This window comes from Rhizobium sp. L9 (genome assembly GCF_002531885.1).
Lineage (GTDB): Bacteria > Pseudomonadota > Alphaproteobacteria > Rhizobiales > Rhizobiaceae > Rhizobium.
Map to the genome: position 1 here is coordinate 120,785 of NZ_NWSZ01000006.1, position 18,427 is coordinate 139,211.

19 protein-coding genes are annotated in these 18,427 nt (G+C 61.3%); 9 read left to right on the forward strand and 10 right to left on the reverse strand.

The window, feature by feature from the left end:
* Window positions 1-52: 52 nt before the first annotated feature.
* The 6 genes from rimM (at window position 53) to leuC (ending at window position 5,531) form a co-directional block, all read left to right on the forward strand.
* The gene (gene rimM / locus CO660_RS07550) at window positions 53-619 is read left to right on the forward strand and encodes a ribosome maturation factor RimM (protein ID WP_097598324.1); all 567 of its coding nucleotides are present in this window, start codon (window positions 53-55) and stop codon (window positions 617-619) included.
* Window positions 619-1,320: a tRNA (guanosine(37)-N1)-methyltransferase TrmD gene (trmD, locus tag CO660_RS07555; RefSeq protein WP_097598211.1), complete on the forward strand. Its 702-nt coding sequence runs from the start codon at window positions 619-621 to the stop codon at window positions 1,318-1,320. The genes rimM and trmD overlap by 1 nt, the downstream gene beginning before the upstream one ends.
* A gap of 211 nt (window positions 1,321-1,531) precedes the next feature.
* Window positions 1,532-2,074: a 50S ribosomal protein L19 gene (rplS, locus tag CO660_RS07560; RefSeq protein ID WP_064708028.1), complete on the forward strand. Its 543-nt coding sequence runs from the start codon at window positions 1,532-1,534 to the stop codon at window positions 2,072-2,074.
* Window positions 2,075-2,213: 139 nt separating this feature from the next.
* Window positions 2,214-3,011, forward strand: coding sequence for a basic amino acid ABC transporter substrate-binding protein (locus tag CO660_RS07565; RefSeq protein ID WP_097598212.1), 798 nt, complete (start codon window positions 2,214-2,216; stop codon window positions 3,009-3,011).
* Window positions 3,012-3,029: 18 nt separating this feature from the next.
* Window positions 3,030-3,848: an amino acid ABC transporter permease gene (locus tag CO660_RS07570; RefSeq protein ID WP_097598213.1), complete on the forward strand. Its 819-nt coding sequence runs from the start codon at window positions 3,030-3,032 to the stop codon at window positions 3,846-3,848.
* 273 nt (window positions 3,849-4,121) lie between these two features.
* The gene (gene leuC / locus CO660_RS07580; protein ID WP_097598214.1) at window positions 4,122-5,531 is read left to right on the forward strand and encodes a 3-isopropylmalate dehydratase large subunit; all 1,410 of its coding nucleotides are present in this window, start codon (window positions 4,122-4,124) and stop codon (window positions 5,529-5,531) included.
* Window positions 5,532-5,639: 108 nt separating this feature from the next.
* Here the strand turns inward: leuC and CO660_RS07585 are convergent, their stop codons facing one another.
* Together CO660_RS07585 and CO660_RS07590 are read right to left on the reverse strand one after the other, a co-directional pair.
* On the reverse strand, window positions 5,640-6,470 hold the full coding sequence (locus tag CO660_RS07585) for an aldo/keto reductase (RefSeq protein WP_097598215.1): 831 nt from the start codon (window positions 6,468-6,470) through the stop codon (window positions 5,640-5,642).
* Between the two features lie 131 nt (window positions 6,471-6,601).
* Window positions 6,602-7,123: a L,D-transpeptidase gene (locus CO660_RS07590; protein WP_097598216.1), complete on the reverse strand. Its 522-nt coding sequence runs from the start codon at window positions 7,121-7,123 to the stop codon at window positions 6,602-6,604.
* 167 nt (window positions 7,124-7,290) lie between these two features.
* On the opposite strand from CO660_RS07590, the gene CO660_RS07595 reads away from it, so the two are divergent.
* Complete coding sequence (locus tag CO660_RS07595) at window positions 7,291-7,974, forward strand: response regulator transcription factor (RefSeq protein ID WP_097598217.1); 684 nt, start codon at window positions 7,291-7,293, stop codon at window positions 7,972-7,974.
* A gap of 130 nt (window positions 7,975-8,104) precedes the next feature.
* Complete coding sequence (locus CO660_RS07600) at window positions 8,105-8,560, forward strand: cyclic nucleotide-binding domain-containing protein (protein WP_097598218.1); 456 nt, start codon at window positions 8,105-8,107, stop codon at window positions 8,558-8,560.
* A 50-nt stretch (window positions 8,561-8,610) separates the two neighbouring features.
* On the opposite strand, the gene CO660_RS07605 is transcribed toward CO660_RS07600, so the two are convergent.
* The 7 genes from CO660_RS07605 to tesB form a co-directional block, all read right to left on the reverse strand.
* Window positions 8,611-9,396 (reverse strand): ATP-grasp domain-containing protein, encoded by a 786-nt coding sequence (locus tag CO660_RS07605; RefSeq protein ID WP_097598219.1) that lies wholly within the window; start codon window positions 9,394-9,396, stop codon window positions 8,611-8,613.
* Window positions 9,396-10,199 carry an exodeoxyribonuclease III gene (locus CO660_RS07610; RefSeq protein ID WP_097598220.1) on the reverse strand — a complete coding sequence of 268 codons (804 nt, stop codon included), beginning with the start codon at window positions 10,197-10,199 and terminating at the stop codon, window positions 9,396-9,398. The genes CO660_RS07605 and CO660_RS07610 overlap by 1 nt, the downstream gene beginning before the upstream one ends.
* 100 nt (window positions 10,200-10,299) lie before the next feature.
* Window positions 10,300-10,968: an outer membrane lipoprotein carrier protein LolA gene (locus CO660_RS07615; protein ID WP_097598221.1), complete on the reverse strand. Its 669-nt coding sequence runs from the start codon at window positions 10,966-10,968 to the stop codon at window positions 10,300-10,302.
* Between the two features lie 138 nt (window positions 10,969-11,106).
* Window positions 11,107-13,776: a DNA translocase FtsK gene (locus CO660_RS07620; protein WP_097598222.1), complete on the reverse strand. Its 2,670-nt coding sequence runs from the start codon at window positions 13,774-13,776 to the stop codon at window positions 11,107-11,109.
* A gap of 243 nt (window positions 13,777-14,019) precedes the next feature.
* Complete coding sequence (locus tag CO660_RS07625; protein WP_097598223.1) at window positions 14,020-15,444, reverse strand: ammonium transporter; 1,425 nt, start codon at window positions 15,442-15,444, stop codon at window positions 14,020-14,022.
* A gap of 27 nt (window positions 15,445-15,471) precedes the next feature.
* Window positions 15,472-15,822 (reverse strand): P-II family nitrogen regulator, encoded by a 351-nt coding sequence (locus CO660_RS07630; RefSeq protein ID WP_003543684.1) that lies wholly within the window; start codon window positions 15,820-15,822, stop codon window positions 15,472-15,474.
* Between the two features lie 210 nt (window positions 15,823-16,032).
* Window positions 16,033-16,917, reverse strand: a complete 885-nt coding sequence (tesB, locus tag CO660_RS07635) for an acyl-CoA thioesterase II (protein WP_097598224.1) — start codon at window positions 16,915-16,917, stop codon at window positions 16,033-16,035.
* Between the two features lie 84 nt (window positions 16,918-17,001).
* On the opposite strand from tesB, the gene CO660_RS07640 reads away from it, so the two are divergent.
* On the forward strand, window positions 17,002-18,216 hold the full coding sequence (locus tag CO660_RS07640; RefSeq protein ID WP_097598225.1) for a ubiquinone biosynthesis hydroxylase: 1,215 nt from the start codon (window positions 17,002-17,004) through the stop codon (window positions 18,214-18,216).
* Between the two features lie 15 nt (window positions 18,217-18,231).
* On the opposite strand, the gene CO660_RS07645 is transcribed toward CO660_RS07640, so the two are convergent.
* Entirely contained in the window at window positions 18,232-18,420 is a 189-nt protein-coding gene (locus CO660_RS07645) for a Trm112 family protein (protein WP_003567459.1), read from the reverse strand.
* Between the last annotated feature and the right edge of the window lie 7 nt (window positions 18,421-18,427).

The window sequence follows — 18,427 nt, forward strand, 5'->3', positions numbered from 1 at the left end:
CCCGCACTTCGTTTATGAGAAACCTGTCTTTCGGCTTCACATGAAGGAACCCATGACAAAGCTTGAAAACCCGGTTTTGATGGCTACGATCGGCGGCGCACAGGGCCTCAGGGGCGAGGTGCGCGCCAAGGCCTACACGGCCGATCCGACCGCGCTCGGCGATTATGGCCTTCTGCACAGCATGGACGGGCGCAGCTTCGAAATCCTCGAAATCCGCGAGATGAAGAACGTCGTCGTTGTCCGTTTCCGCGGCATTAACGACCGCAACGCCGCCGAAGCGCTGAACGGACTCGAACTCTATATCGAGCGAGACAACCTGCCGGACGAGGAGCTCGAGGACGACGAATTCTACTATGCCGATCTCGAAGGGCTCGAAGCGCTTGATGACAAGGGCGTCAGCTACGGGACGGTCACCGGTGTATTCGATTTCGGCGCCGGCGATCTCCTGGAGCTCAAGGGCCCGGGCAAGCGCCCGGTCCTCATTCCCTTCTCCGAAGCCTCGGTGCTGGAAATCGATCTCGAAGCCGGTACGCTGCTGATCGATCCGCTGGCGGCGGGACTGGTCGATGAGCCCGAGCTGTCGCAGTTCACTGCGGGCAAGCCGAAAAAGAAGAAGTAATGGCTTTCCGGGCGCGCATACTGACACTTTATCCGGAAATGTTTCCGGGGCATCTTGGCTTCTCGCTCGCCGGCAAGGCGATGGAGCGTGGGCAATGGTCGCTGGATCTGGTGCAAATACGTGATTTCGCCACTGACAGACACCGCACCGTCGACGACACCCCGGCGGGCGGCGGCGCCGGCATGGTGCTGAAGGCAGACGTTCTTGCTCGCGCGATCGACAGCGGCGGTGAGAATGATCCCCGGCCGCGCCTGCTGATGAGCCCGCGCGGCCGTCCGCTGACTCAGCAGCGCGTGCGTGAGCTTGCGGCGGGTGACGGTGTCATCATCGTCTGCGGTCGCTTCGAGGGCGTCGACCAGCGGGTGATCGAGGCACGCGGATTGGAAGAGGTCTCGATCGGCGATTACGTGCTGTCGGGTGGCGAGCCGGCGGCGCTGGTTCTGCTTGATGCGATCATCCGCACCCTGCCCGGCGTTATGGGCAACGATCTTTCCGGCCTGCACGAAAGCTTCGAGGGCGGCCTGCTGGAACATCCCCATTATACCCGCCCCCAAGAGTGGGAAGGCCGGGAAATTCCCTCCGTCTTGATGTCCGGCAACCACGGGGCCATCGAGAAATGGCGCCACCAGGAAGCGGTGCGACTGACGCGGGAACGGCGGCCGGACTTGCTCGATAGCGTTAAAACCGAGAAAAACGGCTGATTTCGCCGGCCTTTTCACAAAAATGTCGTGCGAGGGATGACAAGCCCCGGCCTTTCGTGTATTGGCGCACGCGGAAATGGGGTTAGCCCCGTCTGCCAGCAAACAAAGAATGGCGAATCCGCTCCCGCCCGCAAGGGCACAATCCTGAGGCTAACCCAAAGGATCAGTGTCGAGCGCTCTGGCTGTTTCAGAAGAACCAAAGGTTAAGACGATGAACATCATCCAGCAGCTTGAGGCCGAACAGGCCGCCAAGATCGAAGCCAAGCGCACCCTCCCCGAGTTCTCCCCGGGCGACACCGTCCGCGTCAACGTGAAGGTTACGGAAGGCAACCGTACCCGCGTTCAGGCCTATGAAGGCGTCTGCATCGCCCGCTCCGGCGGCGGCCTGCAGGAAAACTTCACGGTCCGCAAGATCTCCTACGGCGAAGGCGTCGAGCGCGTATTCCCGGTCTACTCGCCGCTGATCGAAAGCGTCGACGTCGTTCGTCGCGGTAAGGTCCGTCGCGCCAAGCTCTATTACCTCCGCGACCGTCGCGGCAAGTCCGCTCGTATCGTCGAAGACACCGGCGTTCGCGCCCGCAAGCTCAACGACGCCGAACGCGCTGCTGTCGCCGAGGAGAAGGCCCGTATCGAAGCCGAGAAGGTTGCAGCCGCCCAGGCGCTCGCCGCCGAAAAGGCAGCAGCAGAAGCTGCGGAAGCCAAGGCCGCTGCCGAAGCAGCTGCTGCAGCCGAAGCCGAGAAGGCGGCAGAATAAGATCTGCGCAAAATTCTGTTTCTGGAAAGGCGGTCTTCGGATCGCCTTTTCTATTTTTTGCTTCGCCACGCAGCCGGCGGCCTTGCCTCACACCCATCTTCCGTGACAGTTTTTGCCGTTCATTTGAGGGAACCGTTCAATGTTGTTTCGCCGCACCGTTCTTGCTGGCTTTGCCGCCCTTGCTCTTCTGCCGCTTGCCGCATCGGCCGCCGAACTGCCGGATCTTGGCGGCAAGAGCGTCATCGTCGTCACCGAGAATGCCTATCCGCCGCTGCAGTTCGTCGACCCGAAATCCGGCAAGGCGATCGGCTGGGAATATGATGCGATGAATGAGATCGCCAAGCGGCTGAATTTCAAGGTCGAGTACCAGAACACCAGCTGGGACGCGATGATCCAGGCGGTTTCCGACGGCCAGTACAACATCGGCATGACCGGCATCACGATCAAGGACGACCGCAAGCAGAAGGTGGATTTCTCCGATCCTTATATGCGCTCGCAGCAATTCATGCTGGTGCGCGGCGATGAGAAGCGCTTCACCGACGCCAAGTCCTTTGGTGAATTCAAGGAAGGCCTGATCGGCGCCCAGCCCGGCACCTCGCCTTTCTACACCGCCGTCTACGAAATCCTCGACGGCAACGAACAGAACCCGCGCATCAAGCTTTTCGAAACATTCGGCGCCACCGTGCAAGCCTTGAAAACAGGCGACGTCGATCTCGTCCTCACCGACAGCGTCGCTGCCAAGGGCTATGTCGATTCTTCCAACGGCGGCCTGAAGGTCGTCGGCGAACCGCTCGGCACCGAGGACTTCGGCTTCATCTTCCCGAAGGGTTCCGATCTCGTCGCTCCCATCAACGCCGCGATCGCAGCGCTGAAGTCCGACGGCACCTTCGACGCACTGAACAAGAAATGGTTCCTCTACTACAAGATGGGCGAATAATCCGCCGAGCGATCGCAGATGGCGCCCCAACCATCCCCGCGACACGAGAAGGACGACCGTCCCTGGTGGCTGGCCGTCCTTGTCCTGATCGGCATCGTTCTCGCCGTCGTCATCATCACCAATGACATTTACACCCAGGTCTTCCGGACCGTGGTGAATGGCGTCGGCGTCACCGTGTTCGTGACGCTCGTCGCCTTTGCGCTGGCAACCGTGCTTGGTCTCGGCATCGCGCTGCTCGGGCTGGCCGACAGCATCGTGCTGCGCCAGATCGCCCGCTTCTACATCGAGATCATCCGCGGCATTCCCATGCTGGTGCTGCTCTTCTACGTCGCCTTCGTCGGTGCGCCCGGTTTCGTCACGGCGTATAACTTTATCATCACACCCCTGGTGAAATCAGGTATCGCCGAGCCGATCCTGGTGCGCGACCTGTCGCTGATGTGGCGGGCCATCATCGCGCTGATGATCGGCTATTCATCCTTCATCGCCGAGGTCTTCCGAGCCGGCTTTCAATCGGTCGATATCGGTCAGATCGAGGCGGCAAAGTCGCTCGGCCTCTCGCGCTACCGCCGGTTCCGGCTCGTCGTCTTCCCGCAGGCGATCCGGGTCATCCTCCCGCCGCTCTCCAACGATTTCGTCTCGATGGTGAAGGATTCGTCTCTCGTGTCGGTGCTCGGCGTGGCCGATATTACGCAGATGGGTAAGGTCTATGCCTCCGGCTCCTTCCGCTTCTTCGAGACCTATTCGATCGTCACCTATATCTATCTGATCCTGACGATCGGACTGTCGCTGGCGCTGCGGCGGATCGAGAAGAAGATGAAGCAGATGCCGCGACACTAAACACCTGCGTCCATTCGGATGCAGAAAGGACGCGCCTCACGATTCGAATTGCCGTTTCGATCAAAAATCGCTATATCCAGCGCCATGGAATCCAAGTTCAGTTGCATTGGCGCGCATATATTCGTGCTGCAGGATCATTATCGCCTGCCGGCGCGGTTCTTTGCATGCGTCTCCGGTGCGCTCAACAGCCGACTTCGTTGATCGAATGACGGCCGGCGGAACCTGATCCGCTTTTTCCGATTTTCCAAAGCTTCCAAAAACGGACTTACCGCCATGAGCGCACCGCGTACCCTCTACGACAAGATCTGGGACGACCACCTGGTCGACGAGCAGGCAGACGGCACCTGTCTTCTCTACATCGACCGCCACCTGGTCCATGAAGTCACCTCGCCGCAGGCTTTCGAAGGCCTGCGCATGTCCGGCCGCAAGGTTCGCGCCCCTGAAAAGACGCTCGCCGTCGTCGACCACAACGTTCCGACCTCGGCCGACCGCCATCTCGGCATCAAGAACGAGGAAAGCCGCATCCAGGTCGAGCAGCTCGCCACGAACGCTGCCGAATTCAACGTCGAATATTATTCCGAGAACGATAAGCGCCAGGGCATCGTCCACATCATCGGGCCGGAACAGGGCTTCACCCTGCCGGGCATGACGATTGTCTGCGGCGACAGCCACACCTCCACCCATGGCGCCTTCGGCTCGCTCGCCCACGGCATCGGCACATCTGAGGTCGAGCACGTTCTCGCCACCCAGACGCTGATCCAGAAGAAGGCCAAGAACATGCTGGTGCAGGTCGACGGCCAGCTGCCGGCAGGCGTCACCGCCAAGGATATCGTTCTTGCCATCATCGGCGAGATCGGCACCGCAGGCGGCACCGGCTACGTCATCGAATATGCCGGCGAAGCGATCCGTGCGCTGTCGATGGAAGGCCGCATGACGATCTGCAACATGTCGATCGAAGGCGGCGCCCGCGCCGGCCTCATCGCTCCCGACGAAACCACCTTTGAATATATCAAGGGCAAGCCGCGCGCGCCCAAGGGCGAAGCGCTGGAACAGGCGATCGCCTACTGGAAGACGCTGAAATCAGACGAAGGCGCTCATTTCGACCGCGTCGTCAAACTGAACGCCGCCGAACTGCCGCCGATCGTCTCCTGGGGGTCTTCCCCGGAGGACGTCGTCTCCGTCCAGGGCATCGTACCCAATCCGGATGAAATCCAGGACGAAACGAAGCGTGCCTCCAAGTGGCGTGCGCTTGACTATATGGGCCTGAAGCCGGGCACGAAGATGACCGACATCGCTGTCGATCGCGTCTTCATCGGCTCGTGCACCAACGGCCGCATCGAAGACCTTCGCGCCGCTGCCAAGGTCGTCGAGGGCAAGACCGTCGCCTCGACCGTCAACGCGATGATCGTCCCCGGCTCCGGCCTCGTCAAGGAACAGGCGGAAGCCGAAGGCCTCGACAAGATCTTCAAGGCCGCCGGTTTTGACTGGCGCGAGCCGGGTTGCTCCATGTGCCTTGCCATGAACGACGACCGCCTTAAGCCGGGCGAGCGTTGCGCCTCGACCTCGAACCGAAATTTCGAAGGCCGTCAGGGTTTCAAGGGCCGCACGCATCTCGTCTCGCCGGCCATGGCCGCCGCCGCCGCAATTGCCGGGCACTTCGTCGATATCCGCGAGTGGAACTGATCCGTCCGACGGAATGAAAGATAAAGCCGCCCGATGCGTCTGCGCGCATCGGGCGGCTTTTACATTGCGGCGCCGACAGCCGATCGGCGGTGTTCGCGCAATCGGCGATCAGAAAGCCGCCGTCATCGGATCCGGACCCATGCGGGCGCCGGCATTGTCGAGCTTGGCAATCGCCGCCATGTCGTCGGCATCGAGCTTGAAGTCGAACACCTGGAAGTTCTCCTCGATGCGCGACGGCGTGACCGACTTCGGGATGACGACGAGGCCGGTATCGATATGCCAGCGGATGATCACCTGGGCCGGTGTCTTCCGATGTTTCTTGGCAATCTCGCCGATGACCTTGTTCGAGATGAATTTGCCCTGACCGAGCGGACTCCACGATTCGGTGACGATATTCAGTTTCTTGTGAGCCTCCTGCGCCGCCCTCTGCTGGAAGTCGGGGTGCAGCTCGATCTGATTGATGACCGGAACGACGCCGGTCTCGCCGATGATGCGCTCGAGATGTTCGGGATAGAAATTCGATACGCCGATCGAGCGGGCGCGGCCCTCTTCGCGGATGCGCACGAACGCTTTCCAGGTCTCGGTGTAGAGGCCGCGATGCGACGACGGCCAGTGAATGAGATAGAGGTCGACATAGTCGCAGCCGAGCTTCTTGAGGCTGCCGTCGAAGGCGCGCAACGCATTGTCGTAGCCCTGGTCGGTGTTCCTGAGTTTGGTGGTGACGAAGATATCCTTCCGGTCGAGACCGGACGAGCGGATGCCTTCGCCGACACCCTCTTCATTGTCGTAACCCGAAGCCGTATCGATATGCCGATAGCCGGCGGCAATGGCAGTGCGTACCGTCGGCGCGGCAATCTCCTGTGGCGTCTGCCAGACGCCGAGACCGACCTGGGGAATGGAATGTCCGTCATGGAAAGTGATGATGGGTTGAGCGGTCACAATATATCTCCGGGAGTTTGAAGAATTGGACGAGGCATGGATTGCGCCCGCACCTGCGGACGTCCCGGAACGCATTTCAGCCGGAGCGTCCAGTCACCGGAACCATATAGGTGGCGGCATCCTGAAGACAATCAGAGGACCCGGACAATCGTTCCCTTTCGAAGGTGGGGCAGAAGGCGGCGCATGTCACGCAGGCTTACGGCTACGCAGCCGGCCGTCGGCTCGTAGCCAGGCCTGATGAGATGGAAGAAGATCGCCGAACCGCGGTTGCGCAGCCGCGAGGAAATGTTCCAGTCCATGACAAGGCAGATATCGTAGAGGCCGTCACTACGCCGCATCTCCTCATGACTTGCGCCGAATGGCGCCCGCACGAGGCGATTGTAGTTGGCGTTGCCGGGCTGGTCGCACCAGAGCATGTCTGCGCGGATGCGGCGAATGGGGAGCGAGGTGATGAGCTGACCGTTCCGTTCACCGCGCCGGAAGCCGGAAATCAGCCGCATTGCCGCGATCGGCGTGGCGCCGTCGCCCTCGCGTTTCAGGATGGTCCGGCCCGAACGGCCGATCGCGGCAGGGATGGTGATTGCGCCGAATCGGACGATGGCGCGGCTCTTCTTCCCTGGCGCGGGGCGCACCACGATCGTCGATGGCCGCATGCCCCGGCTCCGCCTTGCTTTTTCCATTTTTCTCGCATGTCTTGCATTGCCTGAGGCCGTGATTGAATCATATGAAAAGCTGCGCGGCAACAGCCCCGCCGGCCGATCCTTGCCAAAGCTGGAATTTGGCGTAGGACTAGGGGACTAAACTTTGAGGACGCAACGGCATGACCGCACGCAACATTCTTCTGGTGGATGACGACGAGGACCTTCGTCAGACCCTGACGGAGCAATTGTCGCTTTATGAGGAATTCACGGTTCTGCAGGAAGCCAACGCCGGCAAAGGTGTTGCGACCGCTCGTTCGACGCCGGTCGATCTCTTGATCATGGATGTCGGCCTGCCCGATATGGACGGCCGCGAAGCGGTGAAGCTCCTGCGCAAGGGCGGCTTCAAGGCGCCGATCATCATGCTAACCGGCCACGATACCGATTCGGACACGATCCTCGGTCTTGAAGCCGGCGCCAACGATTATGTCACCAAGCCCTTCCGCTTCGCTGTGCTGCTGGCGCGCATCCGCGTGCAATTGCGCCAGCACGAGCAGAGCGAAGACGCAACCTTTACCGTCGGCCCGTATCTCTTCAAGCCGAGCCAGAAACTGCTCACCACCGACAACGGCCAGAAGATCCGCCTGACGGAAAAGGAAGCGGCGATCATCCGCTATCTCTACCGCGCCGAACAGAAGGTCGTCACCCGGGACGTGCTTCTTGAAGAGGTCTGGGGCTACAATTCCGGTGTAACCACGCACACGCTGGAAACCCATGTGTACCGGCTGCGCCAGAAGATCGAGCGCGATCCCTCCAACGCCGAAATTCTGGTGACGGAAAACGGCGGCTACAAGATCATACCCTAGAGCATTCCGTTTTCTCCAGAGATGCTCTAACTCTTTGTTTTCACGTAGCTCCCAGCAAAAGCGTTTGACGCTTTTCCTGGCAAAACCGCCAGGCGCTTCTGTTGGAATTGCTCTAAGGCGAAAAGCCGACATGGCGCTGACCGACGACATTCATCTGCTTTCCCAGCTTCCGCTGTTCAATGACATGAGCGAGGACCAGTTGCGGTTGATCGCCTTCGGCGCCGACCGGCGCATGATCGCCGCCGGCCAGATGCTGTTCCGCCAAGGCTCCCCGGCCGAGAGCGCCTACGTCGTCTTGAGCGGCAGCCTGGAACTCAGCACGACGAGCAGCGACGGCATGCAGCGGGCGGAGGCTGTCGCCGGACCGGGAACACTGATTTCTGAGCTGGCGCTGGTCACCCTGGTGGAGCGCAAGTTCACCGCGATCGCGCGCGAAGACACAAGCATCATCCGCATCACCCGCGCCCTCTTCCATCGGCTACTCGAGGAATATCCCGATGCGGCCCGCCTGATCGAAAACCGCATCCGCGACAATCTCGCCGAACTTGCAGCCAAGGCGGCAAGCCAGTTCCATCGATTCAGCTGAATCTTGCCAGAGCGCCGGGCAATGATGGAGCGCAGCCCAGGAGCGTAAGCTCAGCCGCGGCCGAGGCCGTCGATCGCCGCCGCAAGCTTCAGGAGATCTGAAGCGTAGAACCCGGCGGCATTGATGCAGTTCGTTTCGAGCAGCTTCAGTCCCTCTTCGGTACGGCAGACATCGATGACATAGGCCGGCGAGTAGCCGGGGTTGATGTCCACCATGCGCTGCCCGAACTCCAGCACATCGTCATCGATCTCGTAACGGTGGATGACACGTGAACCATCCTTGTAGAGCGAATAGGTGACAATCCGATCATTGACGGCACAGAGACGCCATTCACGCAGGATGCGCACAGGCTTGGTGAGCATCAGCAGCGTGTCATGGCGAAGTGATCCTGCCGGGATTTCCTCTTCGTCAAGTGCAAGCACCCGCTCCGCCATCCGGACGATCTCGCCCGTCGATTTCACGGTGCCGGGCTCTTCCTTGCTGTCGTCGACGGGGCGCAGGAACCATTCCCTCCCATCATCGGCCAGGCGCCTGGGGATGTCTCGGAGCGTCAGGAACAGCGCGTCGGCTCCGTTGAGAAGGTAGGGATGCCAAACCTTTTCCTGGACGAACGGACGGAGCTTGAACACGCCCGGCCAGTAGCCGTTCGCCTCGGCGTTCTTCCACAGTGAATAGGAGCCGAACATCACCACGGAGCCGGGATCCGGGACGACCGGCTCGGGGATGAGCTCGCCGACGAACGGGACGACTTTGTGCCATGTGTACGAGATACCGAGCTGGTCGAGCGCCTCGGCCAGCTTCTGGGTGTCTTCGAACTGCTGAAGAAGCCACTGCATCAGAAGTCGAAATGCGCCGTTACCGGCACGTGGTCCGACGGCCGGTCCCAGCCGCGCGCCTCCTTGAGGATCTCGATCCGCTGGAGATGCGGCCCGAGATCGGAAGACGACCAGATGTGGTCGAGACGGCGGCCGCGGTCGGCCGCTTCCCAATCCTTGGCCCGGTAACTCCACCAGGTATAAAGCTTCTCGCTCGCCGGCACATGATGACGCATGAGATCGAGCCAGCCGCCGCGCTTCATCACCTCGATGAGCCCGTCGGTTTCGACGGGCGTATGGCTGACGATTTTCAGCAGTTGCTTGTGTGACCAGACATCGTGCTCCAGCGGCGCGATGTTGAGGTCACCGACCAGGATGGCGGAAGTATTGGCCTCGCCATTGGCTTTCAGCTGCTTCATCTCCTCGATGAAATCGAGCTTGTGGCCGAATTTCGGATTGATGGTGCGATCCGGCTCGTCGCCGCCGGCCGGGACGTAGAAATTGTGCAGCCGGACACGGCGATTGCCGCGTTCGAACACCGCCGATATGTGGCGGGCATCGCCGACGCCGCAATAATCCTGCCGGTGATCCTCCGTCAGCGGAATGCGCGAGGCGATTGCGACCCCGTGATAGCCCTTCTGGCCATGGATGATGATGTGATCGTAGCCCATCGCCCGCAAAGGTGCTGCCGGGAAGAGCTCGTTCGGCACCTTGGTCTCCTGCAGGCAGAGAATGTCAGGCCTCTGTTTGAACACGAGCTGCTCGACGAGCGGCATGCGCAGCCGCACCGAATTGATGTTCCAAGTCGTAATCGAAAAACCCATGCCCAAGCCCTTTCACACTTTCATGGAAGGGCTTTAGAACAAAGGCACGCAGGAGGAAACTGGCAGCGTGCAAAGGCTTCAGGCGATCAATCGAAAACCCTTAGTCGCGTGAAGCTGCCGTGCCGGGAATGCTCTCGTAGGGCACCCGGAAGACGCGGTCGTCGAACTGCACGCCCGTCTTCACGTTGAAGATCATCACCGACGTATCCTTGCCCTGGTTGTCGGTGATCGTCCACTGGCGCAGATCATAGGTCTTCGGATCGAACATCATGGTGATGGTCGAGTTTCCGAACACGGTATTGTTGCCGAGCGCGATCGTCGTCAGGTCCGACTCCTCCTTCACGCCCTTCACCATGCCGGCCGAAAGGTCGATATGCTGCGCCAGGAGCAGGCTGAGCGGAGTCTTCGAGAGCGGATAGAGATCCCAGGTCTTGAGCTTCATATTGCCGATGGCGACGTTCTTGCCGTCGGCGATCACCCGCATCGGCGACGGATCGTCGTAGTTGAAACGCAGCTTGCCGGGACGCTGGATGAAGAACTTGCCGCCGGTTTGTTCGCCGCGCGGACCGAACTGGACAAATTCGCCCTGCATCGTCGTGACGCCGGAGAAATGATCGGCGATTGCCTGCGCGGTGCCGGAGGCGGGCGCTGCCGCCTGCGCGATGGCGCTGAGAGGGACGGCGCTCGCCACAGCAGCGACGGCGAAAGCGCCGAGAAGATCGCGGCGCGTCATCGCCAGGCCGGAGAGGAAGGAATCGGAGTTACGCATCTAAATCTCCTTAATGCGATCTGCATGCCGCTGAAAGGCGGCGTCTTCAAGGCGTTGCGATCGGCGCGCGAAAAGCAACGGCGTTGATGCCGTTACGTTTCCGCAAAGCGGCCACATCAGAAATATATGGCGCTTGTCTCAGCGGTCGAGGATGTCGCCCTCGGTCGGAACGAGGATTTCTCTTTTGCCGGCATGGTTGGCCGGCCCGATGATGCCTTCCTTCTCCATGCGCTCGATCAGCGAGGCGGCTCTATTATAGCCGATACCAAGTCGGCGTTGGACGTAAGAGGTCGAGGCCTTGCCGTCGCGCAGCACGATGGCGACGGCCTGATCATAGGGATCTTCCGAATCCGAAAGGTTCGACGTGCCGGCCGGGCCGCCGCCGCCATAATCGCCGTCCTCGTCGTCATCGGCGGTGATCGCATCGAGATATTGCGGCGAACCCTGCGTCTTCAAGTAGGAGACGATCTCTTCCACCTCGACATCAGAAACGAACGGGCCGTGGACGCGCTGGATGCGCCCGCCGCCCGCCATGTAGAGCATGTCGCCCATGCCGAGCAGCTGTTCGGCGCCCTGCTCCCCGAGAATCGTGCGGCTGTCGATCTTCGAGGTGACCTGGAAGGAGATGCGGGTCGGGAAGTTCGCCTTGATCGTGCCGGTGATGACGTCGACCGAAGGGCGCTGGGTCGCCATGATCACGTGGATGCCGGCCGCACGCGCCATTTGCGCCAGGCGTTGGACCGCGCCTTCGATATCCTTGCCGGCGACCATCATCAGATCGGCCATTTCGTCGATGATGACGACGATATAGGGCATCGGCTTCAGATCGAATTCCTCGGTCTCGTACATGGCTTCGCCGGTATGGCGGTCGAAGCCGGTCTGCACCGTGCGCGAGATCACCTCACCCTTCGACAAGGCCTGTTCGACCCGCGTGTTGAAGCCGTCTATGTTGCGCACGCCGATCTTCGACATCTTCTTGTAGCGCTCTTCCATCTCGCGCACCGTCCATTTCAGCGCGACGACGGCCTTCTTCGGATCGGTGACAACAGGCGAAAGCAGATGCGGAATGCCGTCATAGACGGAGAGTTCGAGCATCTTCGGGTCGATCATGATCAGCCGGCACTGTTCCGGCGTCATGCGGTAGAGCAGCGACAGGATCATCGTGTTGATGGCGACCGATTTGCCTGAACCGGTGGTGCCGGCGACGAGCAGGTGCGGCATCTTGGCGAGGTCAGCGATGACGGCTTCGCCGCCGATCGTCTTGCCGAGCGCCATGGCGAGCTTGGCCTTGCTGCCGTCGAAATCCCGCGACGCGATCAGTTCGCGGAGATAGACGGTCTCGCGTGTCTGGTTCGGGAGTTCGATACCGATCGCATTGCGGCCCGGCACGACGGCGACGCGGGCGGCAATGGCGCTCATCGAACGGGCGATATCGTCGGCAAGGCCGATGACGCGCGACGATTTGATGCCGGGCGCCGGCTCCAGTTCGTACAGCGTGACCACGGGGCCGGGACGGACATGAATGATTTCGCCCTTGACGCCGAAATCCTCGAGCACGCCTTCGAGCATGCGGGCATTCTGCTCCAGCGCATCGGCCGACAGTGTCGAATCGCGCACCACGTTCCTGGGCTCGGCGAGCAAATGCATCGAGGGAAGCTGGAAGCCCTCGGGACGAATGAACGAGCCCTGCGCTTCCCGCTCGACACGCGCGCCGGGCTTCGGACGCGTGATCGCCGGGACGACGCGAGGCTCCGGCTTGGCGGCGGCTTTTGCCGGCGCACGGATCATCCAGTCGTCATCATCGTCGTCAGGCAGAATGTCGGCCGGACGCGGCGGCATGTCGGTATCGAAGGGCGGATCGTCGTCCTCATCCTCATCGTCGATGGAAAGCGATGGCGCGGCGACGCGGCGGAGCGAAGCCGAGCGCGGCTCCATCGACGGCTCGAGGCGCTCGCCGCGAACGGCCGGCGCTTTGGCGCGGACCGGTTCGTTCAGCGTGCCGAATTCATCGTCGTTGAAATCATAGGGCGATTCGAAATCACCCTGGCGCCGCTTGCGCGGTCCCATGCCGAACAGCCGGCGCAGCCGGCCCTGGCTCATGAACCAGGCATGCGTCATCGCGCCGCTGAAAGCGACCCAGCGCGATTCGTCCTCTTCCTCATCCTCGTCTCCGACCACCCGCGCCTTGCTTGTTGTCTCGACGTAATCGTCCTCGATTTCGTCATCGGTCTCGCTGCGGCCGACGAGGCCTGATGCAAAGAGCATCATCCAGGCCGTCGGCACGGCAAAAATGCAGCCGACGACCATGGCGAAGGTCCCTGTGGGATAGGCGCCGACGAAGAGTGCGGGAAAACGCAGAATCATATCGCCGATGACGCCGCCGATACCGTTCGGGATCGGCCAGGTGAGCGGCGGCGGAAAACAGCCGATGACGGCGGAGGAAAGCACGGAGCCGGCAAGCCAGGCGCCGATGCGGGCGGGAATGCGGTCGAAGCGACGGCCGGAGATCATCGTCAACGCCCAGGCCACGATCGGCAGCATCGCCACGACACTGGCAAGCCCCAGAAACTGCATGACGATATCGGCAAAGGCAGCACCGCTGTAGCCGAGAATATTCGTCGGCAGGTTGGCAGTGGCGTAGGAATAGCTCGGATCGGCGACATTCCACGTCGCCAGCGCCGCAACTGAGAAAGCCAGCAGCAGAAAGATCGCAAAGCCGATGAGTGCCTGGATCTGCCGCAGCATGAATGCCGAGAAGGAGAACCGATCCGGACGGCCATCCATTGCCGGCGACGTGCTTCTTGCCATGTGTCTAACCCGTCCAATGCCTGAGGGCAGGCGAATCGCCGAAGCCTCGCCATGCCAAATGCGTCCGCTCTACCTAACCAGAGCGGGGTTAAAGCGATGTTAACCATGCATTCCGGCGTGCCCAATGCCGGCGATGAAAATAAAAAGGCCCGAACCGGTGGAAGGTTCGGGCCAAGAGCGGCTCTTGGTGAGAGCCGCGACGGGCTGTGTGGGGCGCCCTCACGCGGGCGCCCAAAGCCGAGATTACGAGTGATAGGCGGCTTCGCCGTGGGTCGCCAGGTCGAGACCTTCGCGCTCGGCCTCGACGGAGACGCGCAGGCCGATGACGACGTCGACGATCTTGTAGAGGATCGCCGAACCGATGCCCGACCACAGGAGGGTGGTGAGAACGCCCTTCGCCTGGTTGAAGACCTGGGTTGCCGTGCCGGCATAGGTGGCGGCAAAATCAGCCGTCGAATAGTCGACAATGCCTGCACCGCCCAGCGCCGGATTGACGAGGATGCCGGTGCCGAGAGCGCCGATGATGCCACCGATGCAATGCACGCCGAAGACGTCGAGGCTGTCGTCATAGTTGAACTTGTTCTTCACGACGTCGACGAAGAAGTAGCAGATCGGCGAGACGACGAGGCCGAGAACGATCGAGCCCATCGGACCGGCAAAACCTGCCGCTGGCGTGATGGCGACGAGACCGGCGACGGCACCGGAAGCGCCGCCGAGCATCGAGGCCTTGCCGCGGGCGAGGCTTTCGACGATGCACCAGGACACGGCGGCGGCGGCCGTCGCTACGAAGGTGTTGATCATCGCAAGCGATGCATAGCCATTGGCTTCGAGGTTGGAGCCGGCATTGAAGCCGAACCAGCCGACCCAGAGCAGCGAGGCACCGACCATGGTCAGCGTCATCGAATGCGGTGCCATGATTTCCTTCTTATAGCCCGTGCGCTTGCCGAGCATGATGGCGCCGACAAGGCCGGCGATACCGGCATTGATGTGAACGACCGTGCCGCCGGCGAAGTCGATTGCGCCGTAAGAGAAGATCAGGCCGGCCGGTGCGCTGTAGGAGCTCGGGCCGCCCCAGAACCAGACCATGTGCGCCATCGGGAAGTAGATGAAGGTGACCCACAGCACGACGAAGAGCATGACGGCCGAGAACTTGACGCGTTCGGCGAAGGCGCCGACGATCAGGCCGGGCGTGATGCAGGCGAAGGTCATCTGGAAGACGATGAAGGTGTATTCCGGAATGGCGACGCCCTTCGAGAAGGTTTCGGCGAGCGACGATGTGTTGACGCCGGCGAGGAAGGCCTTGGAGAAGCCGCCGATGAAGCTGTTCAGCGAGCCGCCGTCGGTAAAGGCGAGCGAATAGCCGTAGGTCACCCAGATCAGCGACACGACCGCCGTGATCATGAAGACCTGCATCAGCACGGAGAGCATGTTTTTGGCGCGCACGAGACCGCCGTAGAAAAGCGCAAGGCCGGGGATGGTCATCAGAAGGACGAGCGCCGAGGAGACGAGCATCCAGGTATTGTCACCCTTGTCCATGGTGAAGGCAGGAGCAGCGGCGGCAGCAGCTGGCGCGGCAGTCTCCTGCGCAAAAGCGACGGCCGGCGCAAGAAGCGCGGCCGATGCAGCGCCGACGCGCGCAAAGGTGGAAGAAAACTTCGAGATTGACATTGGAAAAGGCTCCTTGATCTGCCGTTCTTACAGCGCTTCTGAATCGGTTTCGCCCGTACGGATGCGCACGGCATGGTCGATCGAATAGACGAAAATCTTGCCGTCACCGATCTGGCCGGTCTTGGCCGACGCCGCGATGGCTTCGACCGCCCTGTCGACAAGTTCCGATGCAACCGCGATTTCGATCTTGAGCTTCGGCAGGAAGCTGACCGCATATTCGGTGCCGCGATAGATTTCGGTATGCCCCTTCTGGCGCCCGTAGCCCTTCACTTCGGTTACGGTCAGGCCCTGAATGCCGATCGCCGTAAGGGCTTCGCGGACCTCATCGAGCTTGAACGGCTTGATAATAGCCATCACAATTTTCATCTGGTTTCCCATCCTTCGTTATCCTCGGCGCGGAGCCGACTCTCCTTGCCGCTGACGTTCCTGAACAGCGACCGGCGATATACATTCAAAGGACGTGCCAGATTCGAAGCCGAAGTTAACTTATTGAAAAATAAATGTTATAATTGGGAATGCCAATAAACAGGCAATTGACCGAGCAATAAGCGCACAAATAATGCGCAAATCTGCAAATATGCCTGTTATTTATTCATTTGCCTTTTTCCGAATCAATCCTTCTTGCGCGACCGACGCGATCAGCATACCTGTCCGGGTGAACAGGCTCCCGCGGGTTAATCCCCTGGCGCCCGAAGCCGAGGGGCTGTCCTGCGTATAGAGCAGCCAGTCGTCGAGTTTGCAGGGTCGGTGGAACCACATGGAGTGATCGAGACTTGCCACCTGCAGGCTCTGGTCGAAGATGGACGTTCCGTGGGCATAAAGCGACGTATCGAGCAGCGTCATGTCTGAGAGATAGGCAAGCACCGCCGCCTGATAGAGCCGGTCATCGGGAACCGGAGCGGTGGCGCGCACCCAGACGTCCTGCCGGGGGTCGAGCTTCCTGTCGGAAAAATAATGGGTCAGCGAGACGGGACGGATCTCGATCGGCCGCTCGCGCTCCCAATATTTCCGGATCGCTTCCGGTGCATGCGCGAGATATTGCTCCTTGATCTGCTGCTCGCCAAGCAGCTCTTCGGGCATCGCCACCTCGGGCATGGCGATCTGGTGGTCGAAGCCCGCTTCCTCGACCTGGAAAGAAGCCGACAGCGCGAAGATTGCCTTGCCGTGCTGGATAGCGACGACGCGCCGGGTGTTGAAGCTCGATCCGTCGCGGATGCGCTCCACCTGGTAGATGATCGGTACCGAGGGATCGCCGGGGCGCATGAAATAAGCGTGCAGCGAATGAACGAAGCGCTCGGCCCCGATGGTGCGCTGTGCCGCCATCAGCGCCTGGCCGATGACCTGGCCGCCGAAGACCCGCTGCCAGCCGGCCTGCGGACTGCGGCCGCGGAAGATATCGACCTCGATCGGCTCCAGATCGAGCGTCGCAAGCAGCCTCTCCATCGCCGAAGGTTCGCTCGTCTCGCGCGTCATTTTGTATGCCTCCCGGCGGTAGGAAGTGAAGTTGCGATGATCTATATAGATCACATCTGAGGCACAAGGTACGGGAGCGGCGCGATGCTGGATATGCTGGTTGTGGGCGGGGGGTATGTCGGCCTTTCTGCGGCGGTCGCGGTCAAGCAGGCAGCGCCCCATCTGAACGTCGCGGTCGTGGAGGCCGCCCCCGAGCATGTCTGGAAAAACGATACGCGCGCTTCAGCCATCATCGCGGCGGCCTCAAAGATGCTCGAAGTCTTCGGCATCTGGAACGAGATAGAGCCTGAAGCGCAGCCGATCACCAAGATGATCGTCACCGATTCCCGGACCTCCGATCCGGTCCGTCCCGTATTCCTGACGTTCGACGGCGAAGTGGAGGAAGGCCGGCCCTTCGCACACATGATCCCGAACGTTGCAATGGTGGCAGCACTGCGCGGTCTCTGCCAGCGGCTCGGCATCGACATCCGCCACGGGCTTGGGGCGACCGAATTCAAAACCCACGACAGCCATGTCGACGTCACGCTTTCGGACGGCAGCACGCTGGAATCCCGGCTGGTGGTTGCCTGCGACGGCGTGCGCTCAAGGCTGCGCGATCTCGCCGGCATCAGGACCGTCACCTGGGACTACGGGCAGTCCGGCATTGTCGCGACCGTCGAACATGAGCGGCCGCATGACGGCTGTGCCGAAGAGCATTTTCTGCCGGCCGGCCCCTTCGCCATCCTGCCGCTCCGGAACAACCGCTCCTCGCTCGTCTGGACGGAACGCACGCATGATGCCGACAGGCTGGTCGCCGCCGACGATCTGATCTTCGAGGAGGAACTGGAACGCCGCTTCGGCCACAAGCTCGGGGCGCTCAAGGTCATCGGCGACAAACGCGCCTTTCCGCTCGGCCTGACGCTTGCCCGCGCCTTCGTCGCTCCACGTCTGGCGCTGGCCGGCGACGCCGCCCACGGCATCCATCCAATCTCGGGACAGGGCCTCAATCTCGGCTTCAAGGACGTTGCGGCGCTCGCCGAAACGATCGTCGAGGCCGACCGCCTCGGTCTCGATATCGGCTCGATCAACATCCTCGAGCGCTACCAGACCTGGCGGCGCTTCGACACCTTCCGTATGGGCGTGACGACCGACGTGCTGAACCGGCTCTTCTCCAACGACGCAATGCCGATCCGTATCGCTCGCGATGTCGGTCTCGGCATCGTCGACCGGCTGCCGCGCCTCAAATCCTTCTTCATCAGCCAGGCGGCCGGAACAGCGGCAAAGGATAATCCGCGGCTGCTGGCCGGCCAGACGATTTAGCCGAATTCGGAGAGGCTATTCGTCGAGGCGGCGGGCCTCGGACACCAGCATGATCGGAATGCCGTCGCGGATCGGATAGGCAAGCTGCGCCTTTTCCGAGACGAGCTCATTGTGTTCGCGATCATAGGAAAGCCGGCCCTTGGAGAGCGGACAGACCAGGAGTTCCAGCAGTTTCGGATCGACGCGGCTCAGTTTTTCGTCCATGACCGCA